Consider the following 20,085-nt stretch of genomic DNA (forward strand, 5'->3'; position numbering starts at 1 on the left):
GATGCAATACGTTGCGAGTGAAGAGAGTCGGCAAGACCTTTTGAAGCAGCTATTTGAGCGCTTGGAAGCGCGGCTGGAACCGGAGCGAGCAACGGCGATAGAGGCGTTTGCACGACGTTTTTACGCGAGCGTGCCGTTAGAGGATCTTGTTGATCGCCGCTTGGACGATCTTTACGGCGCCACATTATCCATTTGGCAGTTTCTACAGCACCACGATGCGAAGCGCCCTAAAGTGCGCGTTTTCAACCCTGACTTTGAAGAGCATGGTTGGCAGTCGACGCATACCTTTGTGGCGGTACTGCATGAAGACATGCCTTTTTTGGTCGACTCGATACGCATTGAACTGAATCGCCAAGGGCTTACCGTCCATGCGATTCAAAATTCCGTATTTGCCGTGGCCCGCAATGAGCAGAATCAGCTGCAAACGCTGACCTCACCTCGTGATGCCAATGCCCCAGAGGCGCGTGAGTCGCTCATCGTTATCGAGGTTGATCGTCATACGGACCCTGACGCGCTGTCGAATATCGAGAAAAAGCTCTATCAAGTACTGCGTGATGTACGTACTGCGGTTGATGACTACGACGCGATTACCCGTCAGATCACCGCCGCAATCCAAGAGCTTGAAAAGAACTGCCCCCCGCAAATCGACCCGGACGACCATGAAGAGGCCATCGCCTTTTTAGAGTGGCTGGTTAAGGATAATTTCACTTTCCTGGGGTATGACGAATACCTGTTGGAAGGCGATGAGCTGCAGCGCGACCCGAATAGCGTGCTCGGGGTCTTCCGCCTGGATGATCCACGCTACGATGAGCGCATTCGTGCCGAAGAGGGCATTGACGAGCACGGCAACTATGAATTGGTGCCCCAATTACTCTCGTTTGCCAAAAGTGCCCACCACTCGCGGGTACACCGCCCGACCTACCCAGACTACATCACCGTTGACCGCTACGACGACGACGGCAATGTGATTGGCGAGCGTCGCTTCTTTGGTTTGTTCACCTCTACGGTGTACAACGAGTCGCCGCGCAATATTCCGCTGCTGCGCCGTAAACTAAAAGCTGTCTCGGATATCGCCGGGTTTAACCCCCAAGGGCATAACGGTAAGCAGCTTCTACAGGTGCTTGAAGTTTATCCCCGCGATGACCTGTTCCAGATCAGTACGGATTCACTAGCGCATACCGCGCTGGGCATTCTTGATATTCGGGAACGCCGCCAGGTACGCCTGTTTATCCGTGCCGATGTTAGCGGCAAGTTCTACTCGTGCCTGGTGTTTGTGCCTCGCGATGTGTTTTCAACCGATTTGCGTCAACGCATTCAAAACCTGTTGTGTGACGAGCTTGACGCGCACTTTGGCGATTTTAATACCTACTTGTCAGAGTCGGTTCTGGCGCGTATTCAACTGATTCTGCGCTTTAACGGCGATGCACCCAGCCAGTACGACCTTAAACGCCTGGAAAGCAAGGTTGCCCGCTTGGCTCGCAGCTGGCGCGACGAGCTGATGGCCGCGATGATTGAGGGTTTTGGAGAAGAGCGCGCCAATCATCAGATGGAGCAGTTCCAAAGCGCCTTCTCGGCAAGCTATCGCGAAGACTTCAATGCGCGCACCGCAGTATTCGATATACAGCACTTGCTGGCACTGGATAACGGTGAGGCGCTGTCGCTGTCGCTTTATCGGCCGCTGGAAGAGCAGGGCAGTGGCGTAAACCTGAAGCTTTTCCATCGTGGTTCGCCGATCCCGCTGTCTGATGTGTTGCCCATGATGGAGAACCTGGGGCTTCGGGTTATTAGTGAACGCCCCTACGACATTAGTGCGCCGCAGCAGCATTACTGGATTCACGACTTTGAGCTTGAGCACGGTAATAAAGATGTCAGCCTGGGTGAAATGCGCGAAACCTTCAGTGAAGCGTTTAAACGTATTTGGGCGGGCGAAGCGGATAACGACGCCTTTAACCGGCTGATTATTGCGGCAGGGCTGGACTGGCGCGAAGTCGCCATGCTGCGTGGATACGCACGTTATCTCAAGCAAATCCGCTTTGGCATGTCTCAAAACTACATTGCCGCGACCTTGGCCAACTACCCGGCCATTACTCAGTTACTGGTAGAAATGTTCCGTCTGCGCTTTGATCCTGCGCTGGACTCACACGATACCGACGAGTGCATCACGCGGCTTAATGAGCAGTTGGAAGCCGTTGCCAGCCTAAACGATGACCAACTGTTACGTCGTTTTATGGAGCTTATTCAGGCAACACTGCGCACCAACTACTACCAGCGTGCTGAAGACGGCCGCTTTAAAGACTACATCGCCTTTAAGCTTGAGCCTTCCAAAGTCACCGGAATGCCCAAGCCACGGCCGATGTTCGAGATTTTTGTCTGCTCGCCACGCGTGGAAGGTGTCCACCTGCGCGGTGGCAAAGTAGCCCGCGGTGGTTTGCGCTGGTCTGACCGCCATGAAGATTTCCGTACCGAAGTGCTGGGGCTGGTAAAAGCGCAGCAGGTCAAAAACGCGGTGATCGTGCCGGTAGGCGCCAAGGGTGGTTTTGTATGTAAGCGCATGCCTGAAAATGCTGACCGCGAAACGAAGCAGAACGAAGGCATTGCTTGCTATAAAACCTTTATCCGTGCGCTGTTAGATGTGACCGATAATCTGGATGGCAGCGACGTTGTTCCGCCTAAAAACGTGGTGCGCCACGACGAAGACGATGTCTACATGGTGGTTGCCGCCGATAAAGGAACGGCAACATTCTCGGATATCGCCAACGAAATCTCTATCGAGTATGGCCACTGGCTAGGGGATGCGTTTGCCTCCGGCGGGGCGAACGGATATGACCATAAGAAAATGGGCATTACCGCGCGTGGTGCCTGGCAGTCGGTTAAACGTCACTTTAAAAACCTCGGCGTAGATACCCAGCGGGACCTGTTTAGCGTCGTTGGTATTGGTGATATGGCGGGCGACGTATTTGGTAACGGCATGCTGCTTTCCGACAAGATTCAGTTGGTGGGGGCGTTCAACCATCTGCATATCTTTGTCGACCCCAACCCTGAGGCTGATGCGGCCTTTGCCGAGCGTACAAGGCTATTTAACCTGCCGCGCTCCAGTTGGGAGGATTACAGTGCTGAGCTGATTTCGCAGGGCGGAGGTGTCTTTAACCGCAGCGCCAAGTCCATCGCGATTACCCCGGAAATGCAGCAGGTCTTTGGTATTCAGGAAGAGCACCTGTCGCCGAATGAATTGATTCGCGCCATGCTCCAGTCAAAGGTCGACCTGGTCTGGAACGGCGGTATCGGCACCTACGTGAAAGGCTCGGATGAAACCGATGCCGATGTCGGCGATAAAGCTAACGATGCGCTGCGCATTAATGGCGAAGACCTTAACTGCCGCGTAGTGGGCGAAGGCGGCAACCTGGGGATGACTCAACGTGGCCGAATGGAAGCCGCCGCCAAAGGTGTGCGCGTTTACACTGACTTTATTGATAACGCAGGTGGCGTTAACTGCTCTGACCATGAGGTCAATATCAAAATATTGATCGATGATGTGGTGAAGCGCGGCGACATGACCGACAAGCAGCGCAACGACCTGCTGGCAGAAATGACCGATGAAGTTGCCGACCTGGTGATTCTTGATAACTACCGTCAGGCTCAGGCGCTGGACCTCTCCGAGATACTGTCATGCCAAGGTATCGGGCCGTATCGCCGCTTTATCAGCGAGCTGGAGTCTGCCGGGCAGATTGATCGTGAGCTTGAGTTCCTGCCCACCGATGAGACCTTAAAAGAGCGTGCCGCCAATCAGCAGGGCATGCGCTTGCCGGAGCTTTCGGTACTGATTTCCTACGCCAAGAGCACGCTAAAAGACGACCTGATCACCTCCGATGTGCCCGATGATACATATATCCACCGCCATCTTGAGCGGCTGTTCCCGTCTGTGCTGACAGAGCGCTACCAGACCGAGATGTATGAACACCGCCTGAAGCGTGAAATTGTGGCAACGCAAGTTGCAAATGATCTGGTTGATCACATGGGGGTCGTGTTTGTCCGTCGGCTACGCGACTCCACTGGCGCTGGTCGGGCAGATATTGCGCGTAACTATGTCATTGCGCGGGATAGCTTCAACCTGCTGTCACTTTGGGCACAGATTGAAGACCTGGATAACCAGATCCCCAGCGACGTGCAGCACTCCATGATGCTGGACCTGATGCGCCTGATCCGCCGCTCGACACGCTGGTTCCTGCGCCAGCACATGGGGCTTTCGACTCAGGATGCCATTGAGTACTTCGCGCCTCGGTTGGCGCAACTGCAAGAAGAGATGGGCGAACTGTTAAGCGGCGAAGAGCTTGATGCCTGGCGCCAGCGTCGGGATGAGCTGCAGGACGCGGGCGTGCCGGAAGCGCTGGCCTCTACCGTTGCCGCCGCGCCTAGCCTGTATGCCGGGTTGGGGATCATTCAGGCGGCACGGGTTACCAATGAGAAGCCCCAGCGCGTCGCCGAAGTGTTTTACGAAATTGGCAGCCGTTTGGAGCTTCCCTGGATGAGCCAACAGGTAACGCAGCTCGGTGTGCGTGACGCATGGCAGGTGCAGGCCCGGGAAACGTTCCGGGATGATATCGACCGCCAGCAATTGGCCTTAACCACCAGCGTACTGAAGTTGGAAGCCGGTAGCCGCGATACTCAGGAGCGTGTGGACCAGTGGCTTGAGCAGCATGCTGACCTGCACCGCCGCTGGTGCCGTTTGATTGATGAGGTGCGTAGCGGTAGTGAAGGTGGGTTTGCGCTGTTTGCCGTCGCCGTGCGCGAACTGGTGGACCTTGCAGAAAGCGATAGCGAAGCATAACCGCCTAAGCGTGCGCTAACACAACGCATACTTGCTGTAAGAAGTAACCGTGCCTGAGATAACTCAGGCACGGTTTTTTTGTGCGTGGCTTCTGGTTAAGCGCAAGCGCGGTGCGCTAAAAGGGCAGGATGCGCTATACTCTGCGCCGCCCATTCTCCTGGAGAGACTCTGTCGATGTATTCACTCGCGCGCTCGCTGTTCTTTCGTATTGACCCCGAAACCTCACACGGGTTGGCGCTGGGGGCGTTAGACGCATTACAACGCGTGGGCGGTGTACGCCCTTGGGTGGGCAAGCCAATCGAGGATCCTGTTGAGCTGATGGGGTTGCGCTTTGCCAATCGCGTGGGGCTTGCTGCGGGGCTTGATAAAAATGCTGATCACCTGGATGCGCTCGGCGCGCTGGGTTTTGGTTTTGTTGAAGTGGGCACGGTGACGCCCAAGGCACAGCCGGGTAACGCCAAGCCGCGTTTGTTCCGTTTGGCGAGCCATGGCGCCATCATTAACCGCTTTGGGTTTAATAACAAAGGGGTTGAGCACTTAATTGAGCAGGTGAAAAAGCGCCGCTATCAAGGCGTGGTGGGCATTAACATCGGCAAAAATCTAACCACCTCGGTTGAAAACGCCCTGGAGGACTATTTAGCCTGCCTGAATGCCGTTCACCCGGTCGCTGATTATATTACTGTGAATATTTCTTCACCCAATACGCCGGGGCTGCGTACGCTGCAGTTTGGTGAGCAGCTGGATGCGTTATTAGGGCCAATACGTGAGCGTAGCCGGTTGCTGGATGCTGAAGCAAAACGCAAGGTACCGCTACTTATTAAAATCGCCCCGGATATGAGCGAAGAGGAAGTCGCGCTCGTGGCCGGTAGTATTGCTCGCAATGAACTGGACGGCGTCATTGCGACCAACACGACCGTTTCCCGTGAAGCGGTCAAGAGTGACCCTCAGGCGGAAGAGGCGGGGGGGCTATCGGGAAAACCCGTTTTTGAACCCTCTAACGTGATTATTCGTCTGCTGCGTCAGCATCTGCCAACGCTACCGATTATTGGCGTTGGCGGGATTGATAGCGGTGAAACTGCAAAAGCCAAAATTGCGGCGGGTGCTGATTTGGTTCAGCTCTATTCAGGCCTGATTTACCAAGGCCCAGCGCTTGTGAACGAATGTGCCAGCGCGCTAAAAACGCAGTAATTCGCGTGGTTTTGAGGCTAAAAAGCCCGCTTTTAAGCGGGCTCCATGTTCCAAAATGTAGATTAAGGAAGTTATAACCGGTTAGGTCATGACCATGGGGTTTTTGTGGATACCGGAAACGCCGGTCATACCGTCCCATTGGTCTCCGCGACCTTCACGCCAACCGCTCATCCAGTACTCACGTAAATTAACATCTTGACTGGGACATTCATCACGGGAGCGGCCGATAACACCTGCTTTGTACCCGTGAACATAAGCCCGCTGGAAGCGGTCACGTTTTTGTCGTTTCATTGGCTAACCTCTTTTCATGAAAGCCTTTAATAAGAAATAGTGCACTATGCCTTAGTGGCGTCAGGCTCCTATTTCGAGAGCTAACCTCAAGAGCAGGCAGCCAGCATGGTACTTTTGTCTAGCACTCACGTGCTGAACCGACCAAGCGGCGCCCCAAACAAGCCATAGGTCATAAATGGCCTGGACAAGCAACGCATGCGTTTTTAGTAGCTACTCTCTTATTCTTAGATCAAGATGGGGGCACTTGTCGACCCCCAAATTGTCATAAGATGTAAATACATTTGCCATATATAGGAATATCGCGCGGTTACGCGCTGCCATGACTATGACCGAAACGAGTCAAAACGCCCCCTTGAACCTGTTGGCGACCTGCCCGAAAGGCATTGAAGGCCTGCTGGCCGATGAGCTGGCAGCGCTAGGCGCGACGCCTGGAAAGACCACGGTGGCAGGCGTGTACTTCACCGCCAGCCAAGCCATCGCCTACCGTGTATGTTTGTGGTCTCGGCTTGCCAACCGGGTCATTCTGCAGCTCGTTCGCGAGCCGATGATTGAAACGCCCGAGCAGTTACGCGATGTCGTTGCCCACATTGCCTGGACCCAGCATTTGGCTGTGGGCAAAACCCTGGCCGTAGATTTTCATGGCCGCAGCGACCACATTCGTCATACCCGCTTTGGCGCGCAAACGGTGAAAGACGGCGTGGTAGATTCGTTGCAGCTTGCCGGGCAAGAGCGGCCATCGATTGATACTAAAACGCCCGACTTGCGCCTGTACGCACATTTGCACCGGGCGAATCTCACGATTGGTATCGACCTTTCGGGTGAGAGTCTTCATCGCCGCGGCTATCGTCGCGATGTAGGCCATGCACCGCTGAAAGAGAACCTGGCGGCCGCGCTGCTCATACGCGCGGGCTGGCCCGAGCGAGCCAAGGCTGGCGAGCCGTTGATCGACCCACTGTGTGGCGCGGGCACGCTGCTGATTGAAGCGGCGCTAATGGCCGCCGACCAGGCGCCTAACCTAGACCGCGAACGCTTTGGCTTCAAGGGCTGGGCTGGGCACGATGAAGCGCTCTGGCTTGAGCAAAAGCGCGAGGCCGAAGCGCGTGCGTCTATTGGCCGTAAGCGGTGTAAAACGCAGCTGCTGGGCTTTGACCAAAGCCCAGCCGCGCTTTCTGCGGCGAAAACCAACGCGATGCGTGCAGGCATTCCAGCGCTGATTACCCTGCACGGGCAAAGTCTTGCCCAGCTAACCCGGCCCGAGACGCTCACGGCAACAAGCGGGCTGTTGATCACCAACCCGCCGTACGGCGAGCGGTTGGGGGAACTTCCCGAACTGGTGCGCCTTTACGCCCAGTTGGGCGAAAAAGCCAAGGCACTGTTTCCAGGTTGGACGCTGGCAATGTTTACCGGCAACCCCGACTTGGGCCACCGTTTGGGGCTGCGCGCGCACAAGCAGTATGCGTTAAAAAATGGTGCGTTGGATGCCAAGCTGCTGCTGATGGATATCGGCACATCAGCTGCCAATAATGGTGCTCAGGCAGAAGGGCAGCCTACCGATCAAGCGCCTGCTGCTGCGCCAGTTGCTCCACAGCAAGCGTCGCGTGCGGTGTCCGAAAACGCCCAGATGTTTGCCAATCGTCTGGTCAAAAACCAGAAGCGCCTCAAAAAATGGTTAAAGCAGAGCGGTGAAACCTGCTACCGGCTCTATGATGCCGACATGCCTGAGTTTGCGCTGGCGATTGACCGCTATGGTGACCGTGTACACGTTCAAGAGTACGCCGCGCCAAGCTCTATCAACCCGGCTCAGGCACAAAAACGCCTGTTTGACGCCTTGGAAGTGTTGCCTGATGCGTTGGGCGTTGACTCCAGCAAGGTGTATATCAAGCGTCGTGAGCGGCAAGCCGGCACCGCCCAGTACCAGAAGCGTGATGCCAGCGGCGAGCGTTTTGACGTGCGCGAAGGCGATGCGCGGTTGTGGGTTAACCTGCGTGACTACCTGGATACCGGGCTGTTCCTGGACCACCGGCCGGTGCGCCGCATGTTGGGTGAAATGGCCAGCGGCAAGCGCTTCTTAAACCTTTTTTGCTATACCGCCACGGCCACGGTGCAAGCCGCGCTGGGCGGCGCCAGCGACAGCGTTAGCGTGGATATGTCCAATACCTACCTTGAGTGGGCAAAAGACAACTTTACGCTGAACGAACTCGACCTGCGGCTGCATCGCGTGGTGCGTGATGACTGTTTCCGCTGGCTGGAAACCGCTAACGCCGAGTTTGACCTGATATTTATGGATCCGCCGACATTCTCCAACTCGAAAAAAATGCGCGATACGCTCGACGTACAGCGCGACCACCCACGGTTGGTGGAACTTGCCATGGCGCGGCTTGCGTCTGGCGGAACGCTGGTGTTTTCGAATAACCAGCGTCGTTTCAAGCTTGATGATGCACTTAGCGAGCGCTATGCGGTGGAAGAGATTACCTCGCGTACCTTCGACCCTGACTTTCAGCGGCGCACCAATATGCATCACGTGTTCCTGCTGCGTCACCGCAGCTAGGGCGTAAGGGCTTGCAGCGGTGATCTCGCTTACGCTCTACACCACGCTGGGTTGCCATCTGTGCGCCCAGCTGGAAGGCCTGTTGGCAGCGCTTGCCAATCAACCGGTGGCGCTGCAACGCATTGAAATCAGTGATTGTCCGGAGTTACTAGCACGCTATGGCGAGCTTATTCCGGTGGTGGCGGATAGCCAGGGGCATGAGCTGATACGCGGTTTTGAGGTAGAGCGCTTAAGCGCTTGGTTGCGTCAGCGCGGCTGGCTAAGTGAGCACGCGCTAACACGCCTGATGCAACCTGATGAAGCGCCGCCAAAAGGGCGTTATGTTCGCAACGGGCGGCGTTTTCTGGGTGAGTGATGACTTACTGGGGGCACTTAAAGCAGGTCAAGCAGCGAAAGCTGGCGCATCGCTTCCTGGCCTTCTGGAGTATGGTCATCAACGTCCAGTACTTTATGAAACCCGCGTGACTTTTGAATGGTCGTCTCATCTTCCAGCCACATCTGTGCCTGCTCAAGCGTGTCGGCCAGTTGATGTTTTAAGCCGCCAAACTGCGTGCCGATTTGCCCCCAGGCGCGACTAAAAATCCAGTCGCCAAACATATCCTGGTGAATATGAACCAGCACATAGTCGTGGTCGGTTTCCCACCTTACGATCACAAGCTTACTCCCACGGTTGTTCTTGACACTGGCTTACCCATTAGGCACTCCTTGTCCTGAATACTCTTTTCCAATTTGATGCGGCGGACGGTATTGTAAAGCGCGTTATCGCAAACGCCTATCTTTGCTTATGAAGCGTTTTTCTGTGGAGAGGCTTGCCTGTCCTGCGGACTAAAAGGATCACGTTGTGAAGCTGACTGTAGATGCCAATATACCCGCCGCCGAACGCTGCTTTGGTGATTTTGGCTCAATCACCCATTTGCCAGGGCGTGAAATAAGCGCGGCGCACGTCAAGGACGCGGATGCGCTGATTGTGCGCTCCATCACCCAGGTCACTGCCGCGCTATTGGCAGACAGCGCTGTACGCTTTGTCGGTACCTGTACGATTGGCACCGACCATATTGATCATGCCGCCCTGGCCGAGCGCGGTATTACCTTTGCAAGCGCGCCTGGTTGCAACGCTGAAGCGGTGGTGGACTATGTGCTCAGCAGCTTGCTAACGCTGGCTGAGCGCGATGGCTGGTCGCTGCTCTCAAAAACGGTTGGCATTGTGGGCGTCGGCAATGTAGGCAGCCGTTTGCTTGCCCGCCTTAATGCGCTGGGCGTCAACACACTTGCCTGTGACCCACCCAGAGCAGAGCAGGAGGGCGAGCAGGGCTTTGAGGCGCTGGATACGCTGATTGATCGTTGCGATATTCTCTGCCTGCACACGCCGCTGGTGTCAGAGGGGCCGCACGCCACGTATCAGTTGCTGAATGCTCAGCGCGTCAATGAATTAGCGCCTGGTACGGTATTGCTAAACGCCGGGCGGGGCGACTGTGTTGATGGGCTAGCGCTGCGTGGTCGGTTAGCGGGTAAAGGCGATATTGTCGCCGTGCTGGACGTGTGGGAGAGCGAGCCGGACATTGATGCAGGGCTGCGCGACCTGGTGGCACTTGCCACGCCGCATATTGCAGGGCATAGCCTGGACGGCAAGCTGCGCGGTACCTGGATGATTCAGCAGGCGTTAGCCAGCCATCTTGGCTCTCCCAACCATGATGCGTTTGCCGATATCTGCCCGCTGCCAGCGTTGGCATCATTGCATTTGCAGGACGCTCTGCCGGTCGAGGATGCGCTGCGTGTATGTATGCGTGCCGTGTATGATGTGCGCCGAGACCACGACAGCCTGCAGCGCCAGGCGCTTGTAGAGGGTATCAAGCAGGGCTTTGATACATGCCGAGCCAATTATCCACTACGCCGTGAATTTGCCACGCTGAACGTGCAGTTATCGGGCAGTGCGGTTGATCTTGAAGCGCCGTTGAGTGCCGCGGGCTTTCACGTCTCACGGTTATCCTAACGCGTAAAAAGAACAGGCCCGCTTAGCGGGCCTGTTGCGACTAAATACGTTGCGGATGTTTTTTTATTGACGGTAAGCGGCTTCTTTTAGTGCACGAATACGGTCATCCAGCGGCGGGTGGCTGGCAAAAAGTTGTTCTACCAGCGAGCGTGTTTGGCCTTTGGTGATCGCCATGGCGCGTAGGGTGTCGGGCATTTGGTCCGGCATTTCTGTTTCCGCTTTCAAGCGGGCCAGAGCATTCACCATGGAGCCTGTCCCTGCTAACCGAGCACCGGCCTCATCGGCACGGTATTCACGATAGCGAGAGAACCAGGCAACGATAGCCGACGCCACAATCCCGAACACAATTTCTGCGACAATCACGACCGCGAAGTAACCCATAAAGCCCAGGCCACCTTCGCCGCCGCTGCGGCTTTTAAGAAAGCCATCCACCAACTGCGCCACCACACGGGCAAAGAACATCACAAAGGTGTTCACTACGCCCTGAATCAGCGCCAGCGTGACCATGTCGCCATTGGCGACGTGGCCAATTTCGTGGGCAAGCACTGCGCGCACTTCGTCGGGGCGCATCCGGTTTAACAGCCCGGCAGAAACCGCCACCAAAGCGTCATCTTTATTCCAGCCGGTGGCAAACGCGTTTGACTGCTGGGCGGGGAAGATGCCCACCTCCGGCGTCTTAATACCGGCCTCGCGGGCAAGTTCAGCCACGGTATCGACAAGCCATTGCTCGGTGGCGTTGGAAGGCGACTCAATAATTACCGTGCCGGTACTGCGTTTCGCCATCCACTTGGAAATAAACAGCGAGATCAGCGAGCCGACCATGCCGAAGATAAAGCAGAAAATCAGCAGGCTGGTAAAGTTGATTCCTTGGCTGCGTAAATAACCTTCAACGCCAAACAGGCGCAGCGTAATACTGGCGACAAGCAGTACCGCCAGGTTGGTGGCTAAAAACAGCACAATTCGCATCATGGTGCAGGTTCTCCCTAAGAGGACGGTAAAGCGTTACTAGAATGCTTGCTTGGATACGTACACGTCGTGGCAGTTTCAAGTCACAGCGCACGTTATTGACGGTAGCGGGACAAGAAATTACCGAACCTGTCCAGGGCGTCGCCCAGTTGATCCGCCCAGGGCAGTGTCACAATGCGCACATGATCAGGTTCTGGCCAGTTAAACGCCGTGCCTTGAACCAGTAGAATTTTCTCTTGAAGGAGCAAATCAAGAACCAGCTTCTGGTCATCTTGAATATTGAAGACCTTGGGGTCCAAACGAGGAAACGCATAGAGCGCGCCCTTGGGCGTGACACAGGAAACACCAGGAATCGCGTTGAGTTTTTCCACCGTGATGTCGCGCTGAGCCAGTAAACGGCCACCTGGCAGGATCAGGTCATTGATCGACTGATAGCCACCCAGTGCGGTCTGAATGGCGTGCTGGGCAGGCACGTTGGCACACAGACGCATGGAGGCCAGCATGGTCAGCCCCTGGATAAAATCCTTGGCGCGCTGTTTGGCAATCGTGCCAGAAATCGTCATCCAGCCGGAGCGAAAGCCCGCACAGCGGTAGCTTTTCGACAGCCCGTTCATGGTAATCACCAACTGGTCATCGTCGGCCAGAGCGCCGGTCGCGGTATGTTCTACGCCGTCATACAGGATCTTGTCGTAGATCTCGTCAGAGAACACCACCAGATTGTGCTCTTTGGCCACGGCCAATACGTCGCGCACCACGGCCGGTGGATAAACTGCGCCGGTCGGGTTGTTGGGGTTAATCAGCACAATCGCGCGGGTGCGGCTGGTGATTTTGGCGCGGATATCAGCAATGTCCGGCGTCCAGTCGGCCTGCTCATCGCACCTATAGTGCACGCCGTGGCCGCCGGAAAGATGCGCCGCTGCCGTCCATAGTGGATAGTCGGGGGCAGGGATCAGCACTTCGTCGCCATCGTTTAATAGCGCCTGCATGCACATCACAATCAGTTCGGACACGCCGTTGCCGATGTAAATATCTTCGATGCCAACGCCTGGGATCTTCTTGCGCTGGCACTCCTGCATAATCGCCTTACGCGCCGAGTAGAGGCCTTTGGAATCACAGTAGCCTTGTGCCGTGGGCAGGTTGCGCATCACATCCTGCAAAATCTCTTCTGGTGCTTCAAACCCAAAGGGCGCCGGGTTGCCAATATTCAGCTTTAAAATCCGCTGGCCTTCATCCTCAAGCCGCTTGGCATGATCGAGGACCGGGCCACGGATGTCGTAGCAGACGTTATTGAGCTTGTGAGATTTTTTGAGTTCAGCAGATGACGGCTCGGCGTTTTGTGAGTCCGTATCCTGAAGCTCAGTAGGCGTTTGAAGCTGAGAGGTTTCCATGAGTGATTTATCCAAAAGTGTCCAAAGGCCGTGCGGCGGCGCCGGTCGGTTCATCCATTATGCGTCGGAAAGTGGCTGATTGTCTTCGTCGTTTTGCACAATGGGCGGCGGAATATCGTCCGGTGTTTCCAGCGTTAAACGGCCAAGCTTGCCGTCACGCAGTTCGTGTAGCAGTACTTCGGCGCCACGGTGTAAATCTACCTCGCCACCTGCGCGCAGGCCGCCCCGTTTACCGGCAATTTCTTTCAGGATGGCATGCCCATCAAACCCGGCGATCGCCAGAAAATCAGGCTTCTTCGGACCGTCGGCGTCCACGTCATTATCGACCGGCACTTCATACGTGGGCAATGCTTTGAGTTTGTAACGTGCGGTCAACTCGTCCGGGTAGCGCTTGGCAAGCTCGGCGCTGGTAACAATACCCACGTCGGTATACTCAATGGCGGTATCGCGAATAGCGCCGCTGGCCGCCAGCCGATAGGCGCTGGCCTGGTCTTCAATCTTGGGCCACAGCACGCCTGGGGTGTCGATCAGCGCTACGCGGCCATCAATACGCACTTTCTGCTGGCGCTTGGTGACCGCCGGTTCGTTACCGGTTTTGGCAATTTTACGCCCGGCCAGGCCGTTAATCAGGGTGGATTTACCCACGTTGGGAATCCCCATCACCATCACTCGAACGTCGCGGTCAGCACGTACGTCACCTGCTAATTCGTGGCAAAGTTTGGGAATCTTTTTTAACTCACGCGTGTTGGTCGTGGTGATCGCGAGTGCCCGGGTATCGTCCTGGGCATCGAAAAAGGCTACCCATTCCGCAGTGCGCTCTGGGTCTGCCAGGTCCGCCCGGGAGAGTATTTTCAATACTGGCTTATGCCGGGTCAGCTCGGCCAGCATCGGGTTGGCGCTAGAGTAGGGCAGACGTGCGTCGAGTACTTCAATGACCACGTCAATTTCCGGCAGCGCATCCTTTATCTGGCGGCGGGCCTTGTTCATATGTCCGGGGAACCAGCCGAGCATGAGTTTCTCCTACAAGCACAAAAAACGGGCATAAAAAAAGCGAGCAACCATTCTACCAGATGGCGCTCGCCTTGCTGCGATTCGTTAAAGGGGTTAGAGGTAGCGTTTACTCGTCAGGATGAAACTCTAGCGACACCGAGTTAATGCAGTAACGCAACCCTGTGGACGCCGGTGGCCCGTCAGGAAACACATGCCCCAAGTGGGCATCGCAGTGGGAGCACACTACTTCTGTGCGCACCATGCCGAGCGTGGTATCGCTATGCTCTTCAACGCAGTTTCTGCCAAGCGGCCTGTCGAAGCTGGGCCAGCCACAACCCGCATCAAATTTGTGCTCGTTTTCAAACAGCGGTGCATGACAACAAATACAGTGGTAAATGCCTTGAGCATCGCTTACTTGGTAGTCACCTGTAAAGGGACGTTCGGTGCCTTTCTCGCGTGCAACCCGGTACTGCTCAGGCGTCAGCTGTTCGCGCCACTGCTCGGGGGATTTTTTGATTTTGGCCATTTTAGTGTCTCCTTGCCCTCTGTGACTTGCAGGCTATCGTACTCTTTTCAATTAAGACAGCGTAGTTAAGAAAGCTAGTACTTACCCGAGTTCAGAAGGCGAATAGGGTGTAGCCACCCGTTTGAGTAGGCGTTAAGTGGTAGCAATGAAAGAGATTGGCGTATAGATAGAAAGCAGAGCGATATCATAGGGCTTGACAGAAATGCGTGCTCTGAGTAATATACGCGCCACCTCGACGAGGCAATGAAACGTCCCATTCGTCTAGTGGTCTAGGACACCGCCCTTTCACGGCGGTAACAGGGGTTCGAACCCCCTATGGGACGCCAATTACATCGTTAAGGTATCGGAGTGCGGGAATAGCTCAGTGGTAGAGCATCGCCTTGCCAAGGCGAGGGTCGAGAGTTCGAATCTCTTTTCCCGCTCCAAAACGTCCCATTCGTCTAGTGGTCCAGGACACCGCCCTTTCACGGCGGTAACAGGGGTTCGAACCCCCTATGGGACGCCAATCCGATGGCGAGAAATTGATTAAGCGGGAATAGCTCAGTGGTAGAGCATCGCCTTGCCAAGGCGAGGGTCGAGAGTTCGAATCTCTTTTCCCGCTCCAATCAATAAAATAGATGTTTATACGTCCCATTCGTCTAGTGGCCTAGGACACCGCCCTTTCACGGCGGTAACAGGGGTTCGAACCCCCTATGGGACGCCATCTAGTAAGTGCATGTTTACATTGCGGGAATAGCTCAGTGGTAGAGCATCGCCTTGCCAAGGCGAGGGTCGAGAGTTCGAATCTCTTTTCCCGCTCCATGTAAACAGCCTCATCTAGCATGGCAAGGGTCGAGAGCTGGAACGCCAGCCCGGTCGAATCTCTTTTCCCGCTCCATGTAAACAGCCCTCAAATTCGATTTTGTACCTTCCTTCGTTGTACCCCCCTTCGTTGTAACCTTTTTATTGCCCTGCGTTTTTTGTTAGTAGCGCCTTTGAGCGTTATTTTTCATGTCTGCTATTTCGCTAAGTTTGCTGCGCTTTGCCACTTGGCTTGAAAAAACATTTAAATGCCCCGATATCATTGCTTCTCAAGCATTCTCTTTGCCCCTATTTTTTTGCTGACAGGACATCTTTATGGCCGAACCGGCATTGTCTATCCGTGGCCTTACCAAGGTGTACGGCAACGGCTTTCACGCGTTAAAAGGAATTGATCTCGACGTCCAGCAGGGCGATTTTTTTGCCTTGTTGGGTCCCAACGGCGCAGGTAAATCCACCACCCTGGGTGTGGTGTGTTCATTGGTGCAGAAGTCAGAAGGCAAGGTGTCGATTTTTGGTATCGACATCGACAAGGACTTCGCCAAGGCCAAGTACCAGCTGGGCGTGGTTCCTCAGGAATTCAACTTCAACCAGTTCGAGAAGGTGCTTGATATCGTGCTGGCGCAAGCAGGCTATTACGGCATGACGCGCCGTGAAGCGCTGCCGCGTGCTGAGCAGCTGCTGCGCGACCTGGGCCTGTGGGACAAGCGCAATGGCAACGCTCGCATGCTTTCTGGTGGTATGAAGCGCCGCTTGATGATTGCCCGGGCGCTGATGCACCGGCCCAAGCTACTGATTCTGGATGAGCCCACCGCGGGCGTGGATATTGAACTGCGCCGCAGCATGTGGGAGTACATGCGCCGCATTAATCAGGATGAAGGCACCACGATCATTCTAACCACCCACTATCTGGAAGAAGCCGAAAGCCTGTGCCGTAATATCGCCATCATCAATCACGGTGAAATTGTGCGTAACACCAGCGTGCGCGAGCTATTGGCCGAGCTGAATACCGAAACCTTCCTGCTGGATCTCGCCGAGCCGGTCACGGCACCACCGGTGATCGAAGGCTTTGAGATCAAGCAGATCGAACCGACGCAACTCTCGTTGGTGATTCATCGCGGGCAGCAGTTAAACGATGTGTTCAGTGTATTAAGCGAGCAGGGCATGCAGGTGGTTTCCATGCGCAACAGCGCTAACCGGTTGGAAGAGATGTTTGTGTCAATGGTAGAGGCGGGCAATACAGCCATCGATCAGCGCGCCGAACCCAACAAGGAGACGCAAGCATGAATGCAACACAAACGCTCGTCGCGCTATGGACGCTCGTACTTAAAGAGATCAAACGCTTTACGCGTATCTGGCCGCAAACGCTGCTGCCGCCTTCGATCACCATGGCGATGTACTTCATCATCTTTGGCAACCTGATCGGCTCGCGCATAGGGGATATGGATGGCTTCTCCTACATGGACTTTATCGTCCCCGGCCTGATCATGATGTCGGTCATCACCAACAGCTACTCGAACGTGGCTTCCAGCTTCTTCTCGAACAAGTTTCAGCGTTCGGTAGAAGAGCTAATGGTATCGCCCATGCCCAACTGGGTGATTTTATCCGGGTTTATCCTCGGTGGCATGGCGCGCGGCTTGGGCGTGGGCCTGATCGTTACTATTGTGTCGCTATTCTTCACGCGCTTAACCATCGAGCACCCGCTTTTAACCATCCTGGTGGTGGTGCTAACCTCGGCGCTGTTCTCCATCGGCGGCTTTATCAACGCCCTGCTGGCCAACAAGTTTGATGATATCTCCATTGTGCCGACCTTTATTTTAACGCCGCTGACCTACCTGGGTGGGGTGTTTTACTCCATTTCCATGCTGCCCAATTTCTGGCAGGGCGTGTCAATGCTCAACCCGATTCTGTATATGGTGAACGTCTTCCGCTATGGGTTTTTGGGCGTGTCGGACATTCCCGTTGGTTGGGCGCTGGCGGCTATTTTGGGGTTTATCGTAGTGCTGTTTTTTGCGGCACTGGCCATGCTGGAGCGTGGCAAAGGCATTCGTAGTTAACCGCACGACCGTTTTTATCAAGAGAGCGTTACCCTATGGCACACCGCCCCGATACCTTAGAGCACGCGCCCCTGGGGCGCGAATCCGCCTATCCTGAGCTGTACGATGCCGCGCTGCTGTTCCCCATCCCACGCGCCGCCAACCGCGCCCCGCTAGGGATTGAAGAGGGCAAGCTGCCCTTTGTGGGGGAAGATGAGTGGCACGCGTTTGAGGTTTCCTGGCTGAATGCCCGTGGCAAACCCATCGTGGCCGTGGCCCGCTTTCGGCTGCCTGCTGAGTCGCCCAGCCTGATCGAATCCAAATCCTGGAAGCTCTACCTCAACAGCTTTAACCAAACCCGTATGGAAAGCCGCGAGGAAGTGATTGAAACGTTGCAGCGTGACCTAAGCGCGGTAGCCGGTGCACCGGTCAGCGTGGAGCTACTCGGTGTGGAAGACGCTGAGCTTGCCCCACAGCCGCTCCCCGGCGACTGCCTGGACGACTTGGATATCGAAGTAAGTGATTACACGCCCAGCGCCGCCCATTTGGCGGTAAGCGATGAGGTTGTAGAAGAGACGCTGCACTCGCATTTGCTTAAATCCAACTGCCCGGTGACCGGCCAGCCCGACTGGGGCAGCGTGATGATTCGCTACAAAGGCCCGAAGCTGGATCGCGAAGGGTTACTGCGTTACCTGATCGGCTATCGTCAGCATCAGGATTTTCATGAGCACTGTGTCGAGCACATCTTCACCGACCTGATGCAGCACGCCCAACCTACCGAGCTTCTGGTGCTGGCGCGCTACGTGCGCCGCGGCGGGTTGGATATCAGCCCCTGGCGCGCCACGCTGGGCCTTGCGCCGCCAAGCCCGCTGCGTCTGGCAAGACAGTAAGCGACTGCGCTACAGTAGTGCCTAACTGATTGATAGGATGAAACCAAATGGATGGACTCACGCTACTTCACAGCCGTAGCTCAATGGGCAAGCTGGTTGAGCCTGCGCCCACTGCCGAGCAGATGGATGCGATTTACCAGGCGGCCCTGCGCGCCCCGGACCACAAAGAGCTGCGCCCCTGGCGGTTTATTGAGTTCACTGGGGAAGGGCGTACGCGCCTGGGTGAGCTGTTTGCCGAAGCCGAGTTCCAGGAAGACCCTGGTGCCGACGACGACACGCTAAATTCAGCGCGCAAAAAACCGCTGCGCGCGCCGATGATTATCGCCGTGATCGCCAAGGTAACGCCGGACCTGCCCAAAGTGCCCAAAATGGAGCAGGTGATTTCCGCAGGCTGCGCCGCCCACGGCATCTTGCTGGCGGCCCACGCGCAGGAACTGGGCGCCATGTGGCGTAGCGGCAAGTACGCGTTTGACCCCGTGGTACGCAAAGGGCTCTCCCTGGAAGAAGATGACGAAGTGGTCGCGTTTATCTACCTGGGCAACCTGGGCGGGCGCCACAAACCACTGGCCCAGCACAACGTGGCCGACTTCGTAGAGCGCTGGGCGTAAGGAGGCTACCGCCATGCGCAAACCCGGTGTGCTTCACCCTCGCTTGCCGCTGCCCGAAGGCCAGGAAGACCTGGCCGCTTTTCAAAAGTGGTTAAGCGATGCAATTCCCATGGTCGGCGCCCTGGGCATTAAGGAGATGTCGCTTCACAACCAATCGCTCACTTGGCAGCTCGCCCTGGCGCCTAACCTGAATGACAAAGGTACCGGCTTTGGTGGCGCGCTAAGTGCGCAAACCACGCTGCAAGGCTGGTGTTGGGTAACACTGTGGCTACGCGGGCAAGGCATGGCGCGCGATGTAGTGGTCGCTGAAGCCACGCAACGCTTTCTGGCCCCGGTAACGGGTGATTACCGCCTGATATGCACGCCAGAAGAGCCTGACGGTGTTGAGAAGCTCACCAGGAAGCTTAACGAGCGAGGCAAAGGCCGCATTGCACTTACCCAACAGCTTTACTGCGGCGATGCGCTCTGCCTGGAAGCCCACGGCAGCTATGCGGTGCTATCAAGCAGCGATACCTGAAGGCAAGCCACTGATTCTGAAAAAGGCTTGCTATTTGGCCGCTTAAACCATAGTATATGCGCCGTTCTGTCGCGAAAGGCACAGCCCAAGTGATTGAACCAAAATGTGGAGGGGTGTCCGAGTGGTCGAAGGAGCACGCCTGGAAAGTGTGTAAGTCGAAAGGCTTCGAGGGTTCGAATCCCTCCCCCTCCGCCACAGAATATAGAAAAAGCCCGCTGAGCAATCAGCGGGCTTTTTTGTGTTTGGAATTTAGTGCCCATACTTTGGTTTTGGCTCTCATTGAGCAGAGCGGAACTTTTTTGGGCGCCGCCTCTTGGCCTGGGACCCTTGCTGCAGAGCTGCGGCTGAGTTCCAAAAAATCCTTCATGTATGCACCCAAATGAGGGATGACATCACCTTTTTCTTCAGATATTTTTACCTTAAGAATCATGTATGAATGCTCTTGGTTATAGCGACCCAAAGCGGTCATACGGTAAACCCCGTTTTTAGAAGTGCTTGGTCTTGAAGGCCTCAGGTTGGCTGTT

Annotated in this window: 17 protein-coding genes and 7 tRNA genes; 17 read left to right on the forward strand and 7 right to left on the reverse strand. The window is 55.7% G+C overall.

The genetic code is table 11. The features are described from left to right. Nucleotide 1 precedes the first annotated feature (1 nt). Both ACT3TC_RS07620 and ACT3TC_RS07625 read left to right on the forward strand, forming a co-directional pair. Nucleotides 2-4,825, forward strand: coding sequence for an NAD-glutamate dehydrogenase (locus tag ACT3TC_RS07620; RefSeq protein WP_444639644.1), 4,824 nt, complete (start codon nucleotides 2-4; stop codon nucleotides 4,823-4,825). Between the two features lie 174 nt (nucleotides 4,826-4,999). After that, nucleotides 5,000-6,013 carry a quinone-dependent dihydroorotate dehydrogenase gene (locus tag ACT3TC_RS07625; RefSeq protein WP_444621836.1) on the forward strand — a complete coding sequence of 338 codons (1,014 nt, stop codon included), beginning with the start codon at nucleotides 5,000-5,002 and terminating at the stop codon, nucleotides 6,011-6,013. A gap of 81 nt (nucleotides 6,014-6,094) precedes the next feature. On the opposite strand, the gene rmf is transcribed toward ACT3TC_RS07625, so the two are convergent. Then, on the reverse strand, nucleotides 6,095-6,304 hold the full coding sequence (gene rmf / locus ACT3TC_RS07630; protein WP_087106179.1) for a ribosome modulation factor: 210 nt from the start codon (nucleotides 6,302-6,304) through the stop codon (nucleotides 6,095-6,097). A 325-nt stretch (nucleotides 6,305-6,629) separates the two neighbouring features. Between rmf and rlmKL the strand changes: the two genes are divergently transcribed. Together rlmKL and ACT3TC_RS07640 are read left to right on the forward strand one after the other, a co-directional pair. Continuing rightward, on the forward strand, nucleotides 6,630-8,852 hold the full coding sequence (gene rlmKL / locus ACT3TC_RS07635) for a bifunctional 23S rRNA (guanine(2069)-N(7))-methyltransferase RlmK/23S rRNA (guanine(2445)-N(2))-methyltransferase RlmL (protein ID WP_444639655.1): 2,223 nt from the start codon (nucleotides 6,630-6,632) through the stop codon (nucleotides 8,850-8,852). Nucleotides 8,853-8,871: 19 nt separating this feature from the next. Next, nucleotides 8,872-9,207 (forward strand): glutaredoxin family protein, encoded by a 336-nt coding sequence (locus ACT3TC_RS07640; RefSeq protein ID WP_193054847.1) that lies wholly within the window; start codon nucleotides 8,872-8,874, stop codon nucleotides 9,205-9,207. Between the two features lie 17 nt (nucleotides 9,208-9,224). Here the strand turns inward: ACT3TC_RS07640 and ACT3TC_RS07645 are convergent, their stop codons facing one another. After that, nucleotides 9,225-9,506, reverse strand: a complete 282-nt coding sequence (locus ACT3TC_RS07645; protein WP_018916661.1) for a hypothetical protein — start codon at nucleotides 9,504-9,506, stop codon at nucleotides 9,225-9,227. Nucleotides 9,507-9,693: 187 nt separating this feature from the next. Between ACT3TC_RS07645 and pdxB the strand changes: the two genes are divergently transcribed. Then, nucleotides 9,694-10,842, forward strand: coding sequence for a 4-phosphoerythronate dehydrogenase PdxB (pdxB, locus tag ACT3TC_RS07650; protein ID WP_444639645.1), 1,149 nt, complete (start codon nucleotides 9,694-9,696; stop codon nucleotides 10,840-10,842). 63 nt (nucleotides 10,843-10,905) lie between these two features. On the opposite strand, the gene htpX is transcribed toward pdxB, so the two are convergent. From htpX to msrB, 4 genes are all read right to left on the reverse strand, one after another. Next, nucleotides 10,906-11,811 carry a protease HtpX gene (gene htpX, locus ACT3TC_RS07655; protein WP_172117168.1) on the reverse strand — a complete coding sequence of 302 codons (906 nt, stop codon included), beginning with the start codon at nucleotides 11,809-11,811 and terminating at the stop codon, nucleotides 10,906-10,908. Between the two features lie 92 nt (nucleotides 11,812-11,903). Next, complete coding sequence (locus tag ACT3TC_RS07660) at nucleotides 11,904-13,196, reverse strand: pyridoxal phosphate-dependent aminotransferase (protein WP_216658002.1); 1,293 nt, start codon at nucleotides 13,194-13,196, stop codon at nucleotides 11,904-11,906. Nucleotides 13,197-13,253: 57 nt separating this feature from the next. Continuing rightward, nucleotides 13,254-14,207, reverse strand: a complete 954-nt coding sequence (gene ylqF, locus ACT3TC_RS07665; protein ID WP_444628527.1) for a ribosome biogenesis GTPase YlqF — start codon at nucleotides 14,205-14,207, stop codon at nucleotides 13,254-13,256. 106 nt (nucleotides 14,208-14,313) lie between these two features. Continuing rightward, nucleotides 14,314-14,712, reverse strand: coding sequence for a peptide-methionine (R)-S-oxide reductase MsrB (gene msrB / locus ACT3TC_RS07670; RefSeq protein ID WP_444639646.1), 399 nt, complete (start codon nucleotides 14,710-14,712; stop codon nucleotides 14,314-14,316). Nucleotides 14,713-14,962: 250 nt separating this feature from the next. On the opposite strand from msrB, the gene ACT3TC_RS07675 reads away from it, so the two are divergent. The 12 genes from ACT3TC_RS07675 to ACT3TC_RS07730 all read left to right on the forward strand — a co-directional run bounded on the left by ACT3TC_RS07675 (nucleotide 14,963) and on the right by ACT3TC_RS07730 (nucleotide 19,756). Next, nucleotides 14,963-15,038, forward strand: a tRNA-Glu gene (locus tag ACT3TC_RS07675). Between the two features lie 24 nt (nucleotides 15,039-15,062). Next, nucleotides 15,063-15,137, forward strand: a tRNA-Gly gene (locus tag ACT3TC_RS07680). A 4-nt stretch (nucleotides 15,138-15,141) separates the two neighbouring features. Further along, nucleotides 15,142-15,217: transfer RNA gene (locus ACT3TC_RS07685), tRNA-Glu, on the forward strand. 24 nt (nucleotides 15,218-15,241) lie between these two features. Continuing rightward, nucleotides 15,242-15,316, forward strand: a tRNA-Gly gene (locus ACT3TC_RS07690). 23 nt (nucleotides 15,317-15,339) lie between these two features. After that, nucleotides 15,340-15,415: transfer RNA gene (locus ACT3TC_RS07695), tRNA-Glu, on the forward strand. 23 nt (nucleotides 15,416-15,438) lie between these two features. Next, nucleotides 15,439-15,513, forward strand: a tRNA-Gly gene (locus ACT3TC_RS07700). A 315-nt stretch (nucleotides 15,514-15,828) separates the two neighbouring features. Beyond that, nucleotides 15,829-16,797, forward strand: a complete 969-nt coding sequence (locus ACT3TC_RS07705; RefSeq protein WP_193054851.1) for an ABC transporter ATP-binding protein — start codon at nucleotides 15,829-15,831, stop codon at nucleotides 16,795-16,797. Further along, on the forward strand, nucleotides 16,794-17,567 hold the full coding sequence (locus tag ACT3TC_RS07710; protein WP_172117164.1) for an ABC transporter permease: 774 nt from the start codon (nucleotides 16,794-16,796) through the stop codon (nucleotides 17,565-17,567). The genes ACT3TC_RS07705 and ACT3TC_RS07710 overlap by 4 nt, the downstream gene beginning before the upstream one ends. 35 nt (nucleotides 17,568-17,602) lie before the next feature. Continuing rightward, a complete protein-coding gene (queF, locus tag ACT3TC_RS07715; RefSeq protein ID WP_444639647.1) occupies nucleotides 17,603-18,436 on the forward strand; it encodes an NADPH-dependent 7-cyano-7-deazaguanine reductase QueF in 834 nt (277 codons plus the stop codon). Nucleotides 18,437-18,483: 47 nt separating this feature from the next. Continuing rightward, the gene (locus ACT3TC_RS07720; RefSeq protein WP_444639648.1) at nucleotides 18,484-19,044 is read left to right on the forward strand and encodes a nitroreductase family protein; all 561 of its coding nucleotides are present in this window, start codon (nucleotides 18,484-18,486) and stop codon (nucleotides 19,042-19,044) included. Nucleotides 19,045-19,057: 13 nt separating this feature from the next. Further along, entirely contained in the window at nucleotides 19,058-19,561 is a 504-nt protein-coding gene (locus ACT3TC_RS07725; protein ID WP_444639649.1) for a YiiD C-terminal domain-containing protein, read from the forward strand. Between the two features lie 107 nt (nucleotides 19,562-19,668). After that, nucleotides 19,669-19,756, forward strand: a tRNA-Ser gene (locus ACT3TC_RS07730). Between the two features lie 28 nt (nucleotides 19,757-19,784). On the opposite strand, the gene ACT3TC_RS07735 is transcribed toward ACT3TC_RS07730, so the two are convergent. After that, a partial coding sequence (locus ACT3TC_RS07735; RefSeq protein ID WP_444639650.1) for a hypothetical protein occupies nucleotides 19,785-20,085 on the reverse strand: 301 nt, incomplete at its 5' end.

This window comes from Halomonas sp. AOP27-A1-41, from assembly GCF_052378605.1.
GTDB classification, from domain to species: domain Bacteria; phylum Pseudomonadota; class Gammaproteobacteria; order Pseudomonadales; family Halomonadaceae; genus Vreelandella; species Vreelandella citrativorans.

Excerpts from the sequence above, each read along its gene's own strand:
- ACT3TC_RS07620 (WP_444639644.1), top strand. The coding sequence starts at position 2 with ATGCAATACGTTGCGAGTGAAGAGAGTCGGCAAGACCTTTTGAAGCAG.
- ACT3TC_RS07625 (WP_444621836.1), top strand. The coding sequence starts at position 5,000 with ATGTATTCACTCGCGCGCTCGCTGTTCTTTCGTATTGACCCCGAAACC.
- rmf (WP_087106179.1), bottom strand. The coding sequence starts at position 6,304 with ATGAAACGACAAAAACGTGACCGCTTCCAGCGGGCTTATGTTCACGGG.
- rlmKL (WP_444639655.1), top strand. The coding sequence starts at position 6,630 with ATGACCGAAACGAGTCAAAACGCCCCCTTGAACCTGTTGGCGACCTGC.
- htpX (WP_172117168.1), bottom strand. The coding sequence starts at position 11,811 with ATGATGCGAATTGTGCTGTTTTTAGCCACCAACCTGGCGGTACTGCTT.
- ACT3TC_RS07660 (WP_216658002.1), bottom strand. The coding sequence starts at position 13,196 with ATGGAAACCTCTCAGCTTCAAACGCCTACTGAGCTTCAGGATACGGAC.
- ylqF (WP_444628527.1), bottom strand. The coding sequence starts at position 14,207 with ATGCTCGGCTGGTTCCCCGGACATATGAACAAGGCCCGCCGCCAGATA.
- msrB (WP_444639646.1), bottom strand. The coding sequence starts at position 14,712 with ATGGCCAAAATCAAAAAATCCCCCGAGCAGTGGCGCGAACAGCTGACG.
- ACT3TC_RS07705 (WP_193054851.1), top strand. The coding sequence starts at position 15,829 with ATGGCCGAACCGGCATTGTCTATCCGTGGCCTTACCAAGGTGTACGGC.
- ACT3TC_RS07710 (WP_172117164.1), top strand. The coding sequence starts at position 16,794 with ATGAATGCAACACAAACGCTCGTCGCGCTATGGACGCTCGTACTTAAA.
- queF (WP_444639647.1), top strand. The coding sequence starts at position 17,603 with ATGGCACACCGCCCCGATACCTTAGAGCACGCGCCCCTGGGGCGCGAA.
- ACT3TC_RS07720 (WP_444639648.1), top strand. The coding sequence starts at position 18,484 with ATGGATGGACTCACGCTACTTCACAGCCGTAGCTCAATGGGCAAGCTG.
- ACT3TC_RS07725 (WP_444639649.1), top strand. The coding sequence starts at position 19,058 with ATGCGCAAACCCGGTGTGCTTCACCCTCGCTTGCCGCTGCCCGAAGGC.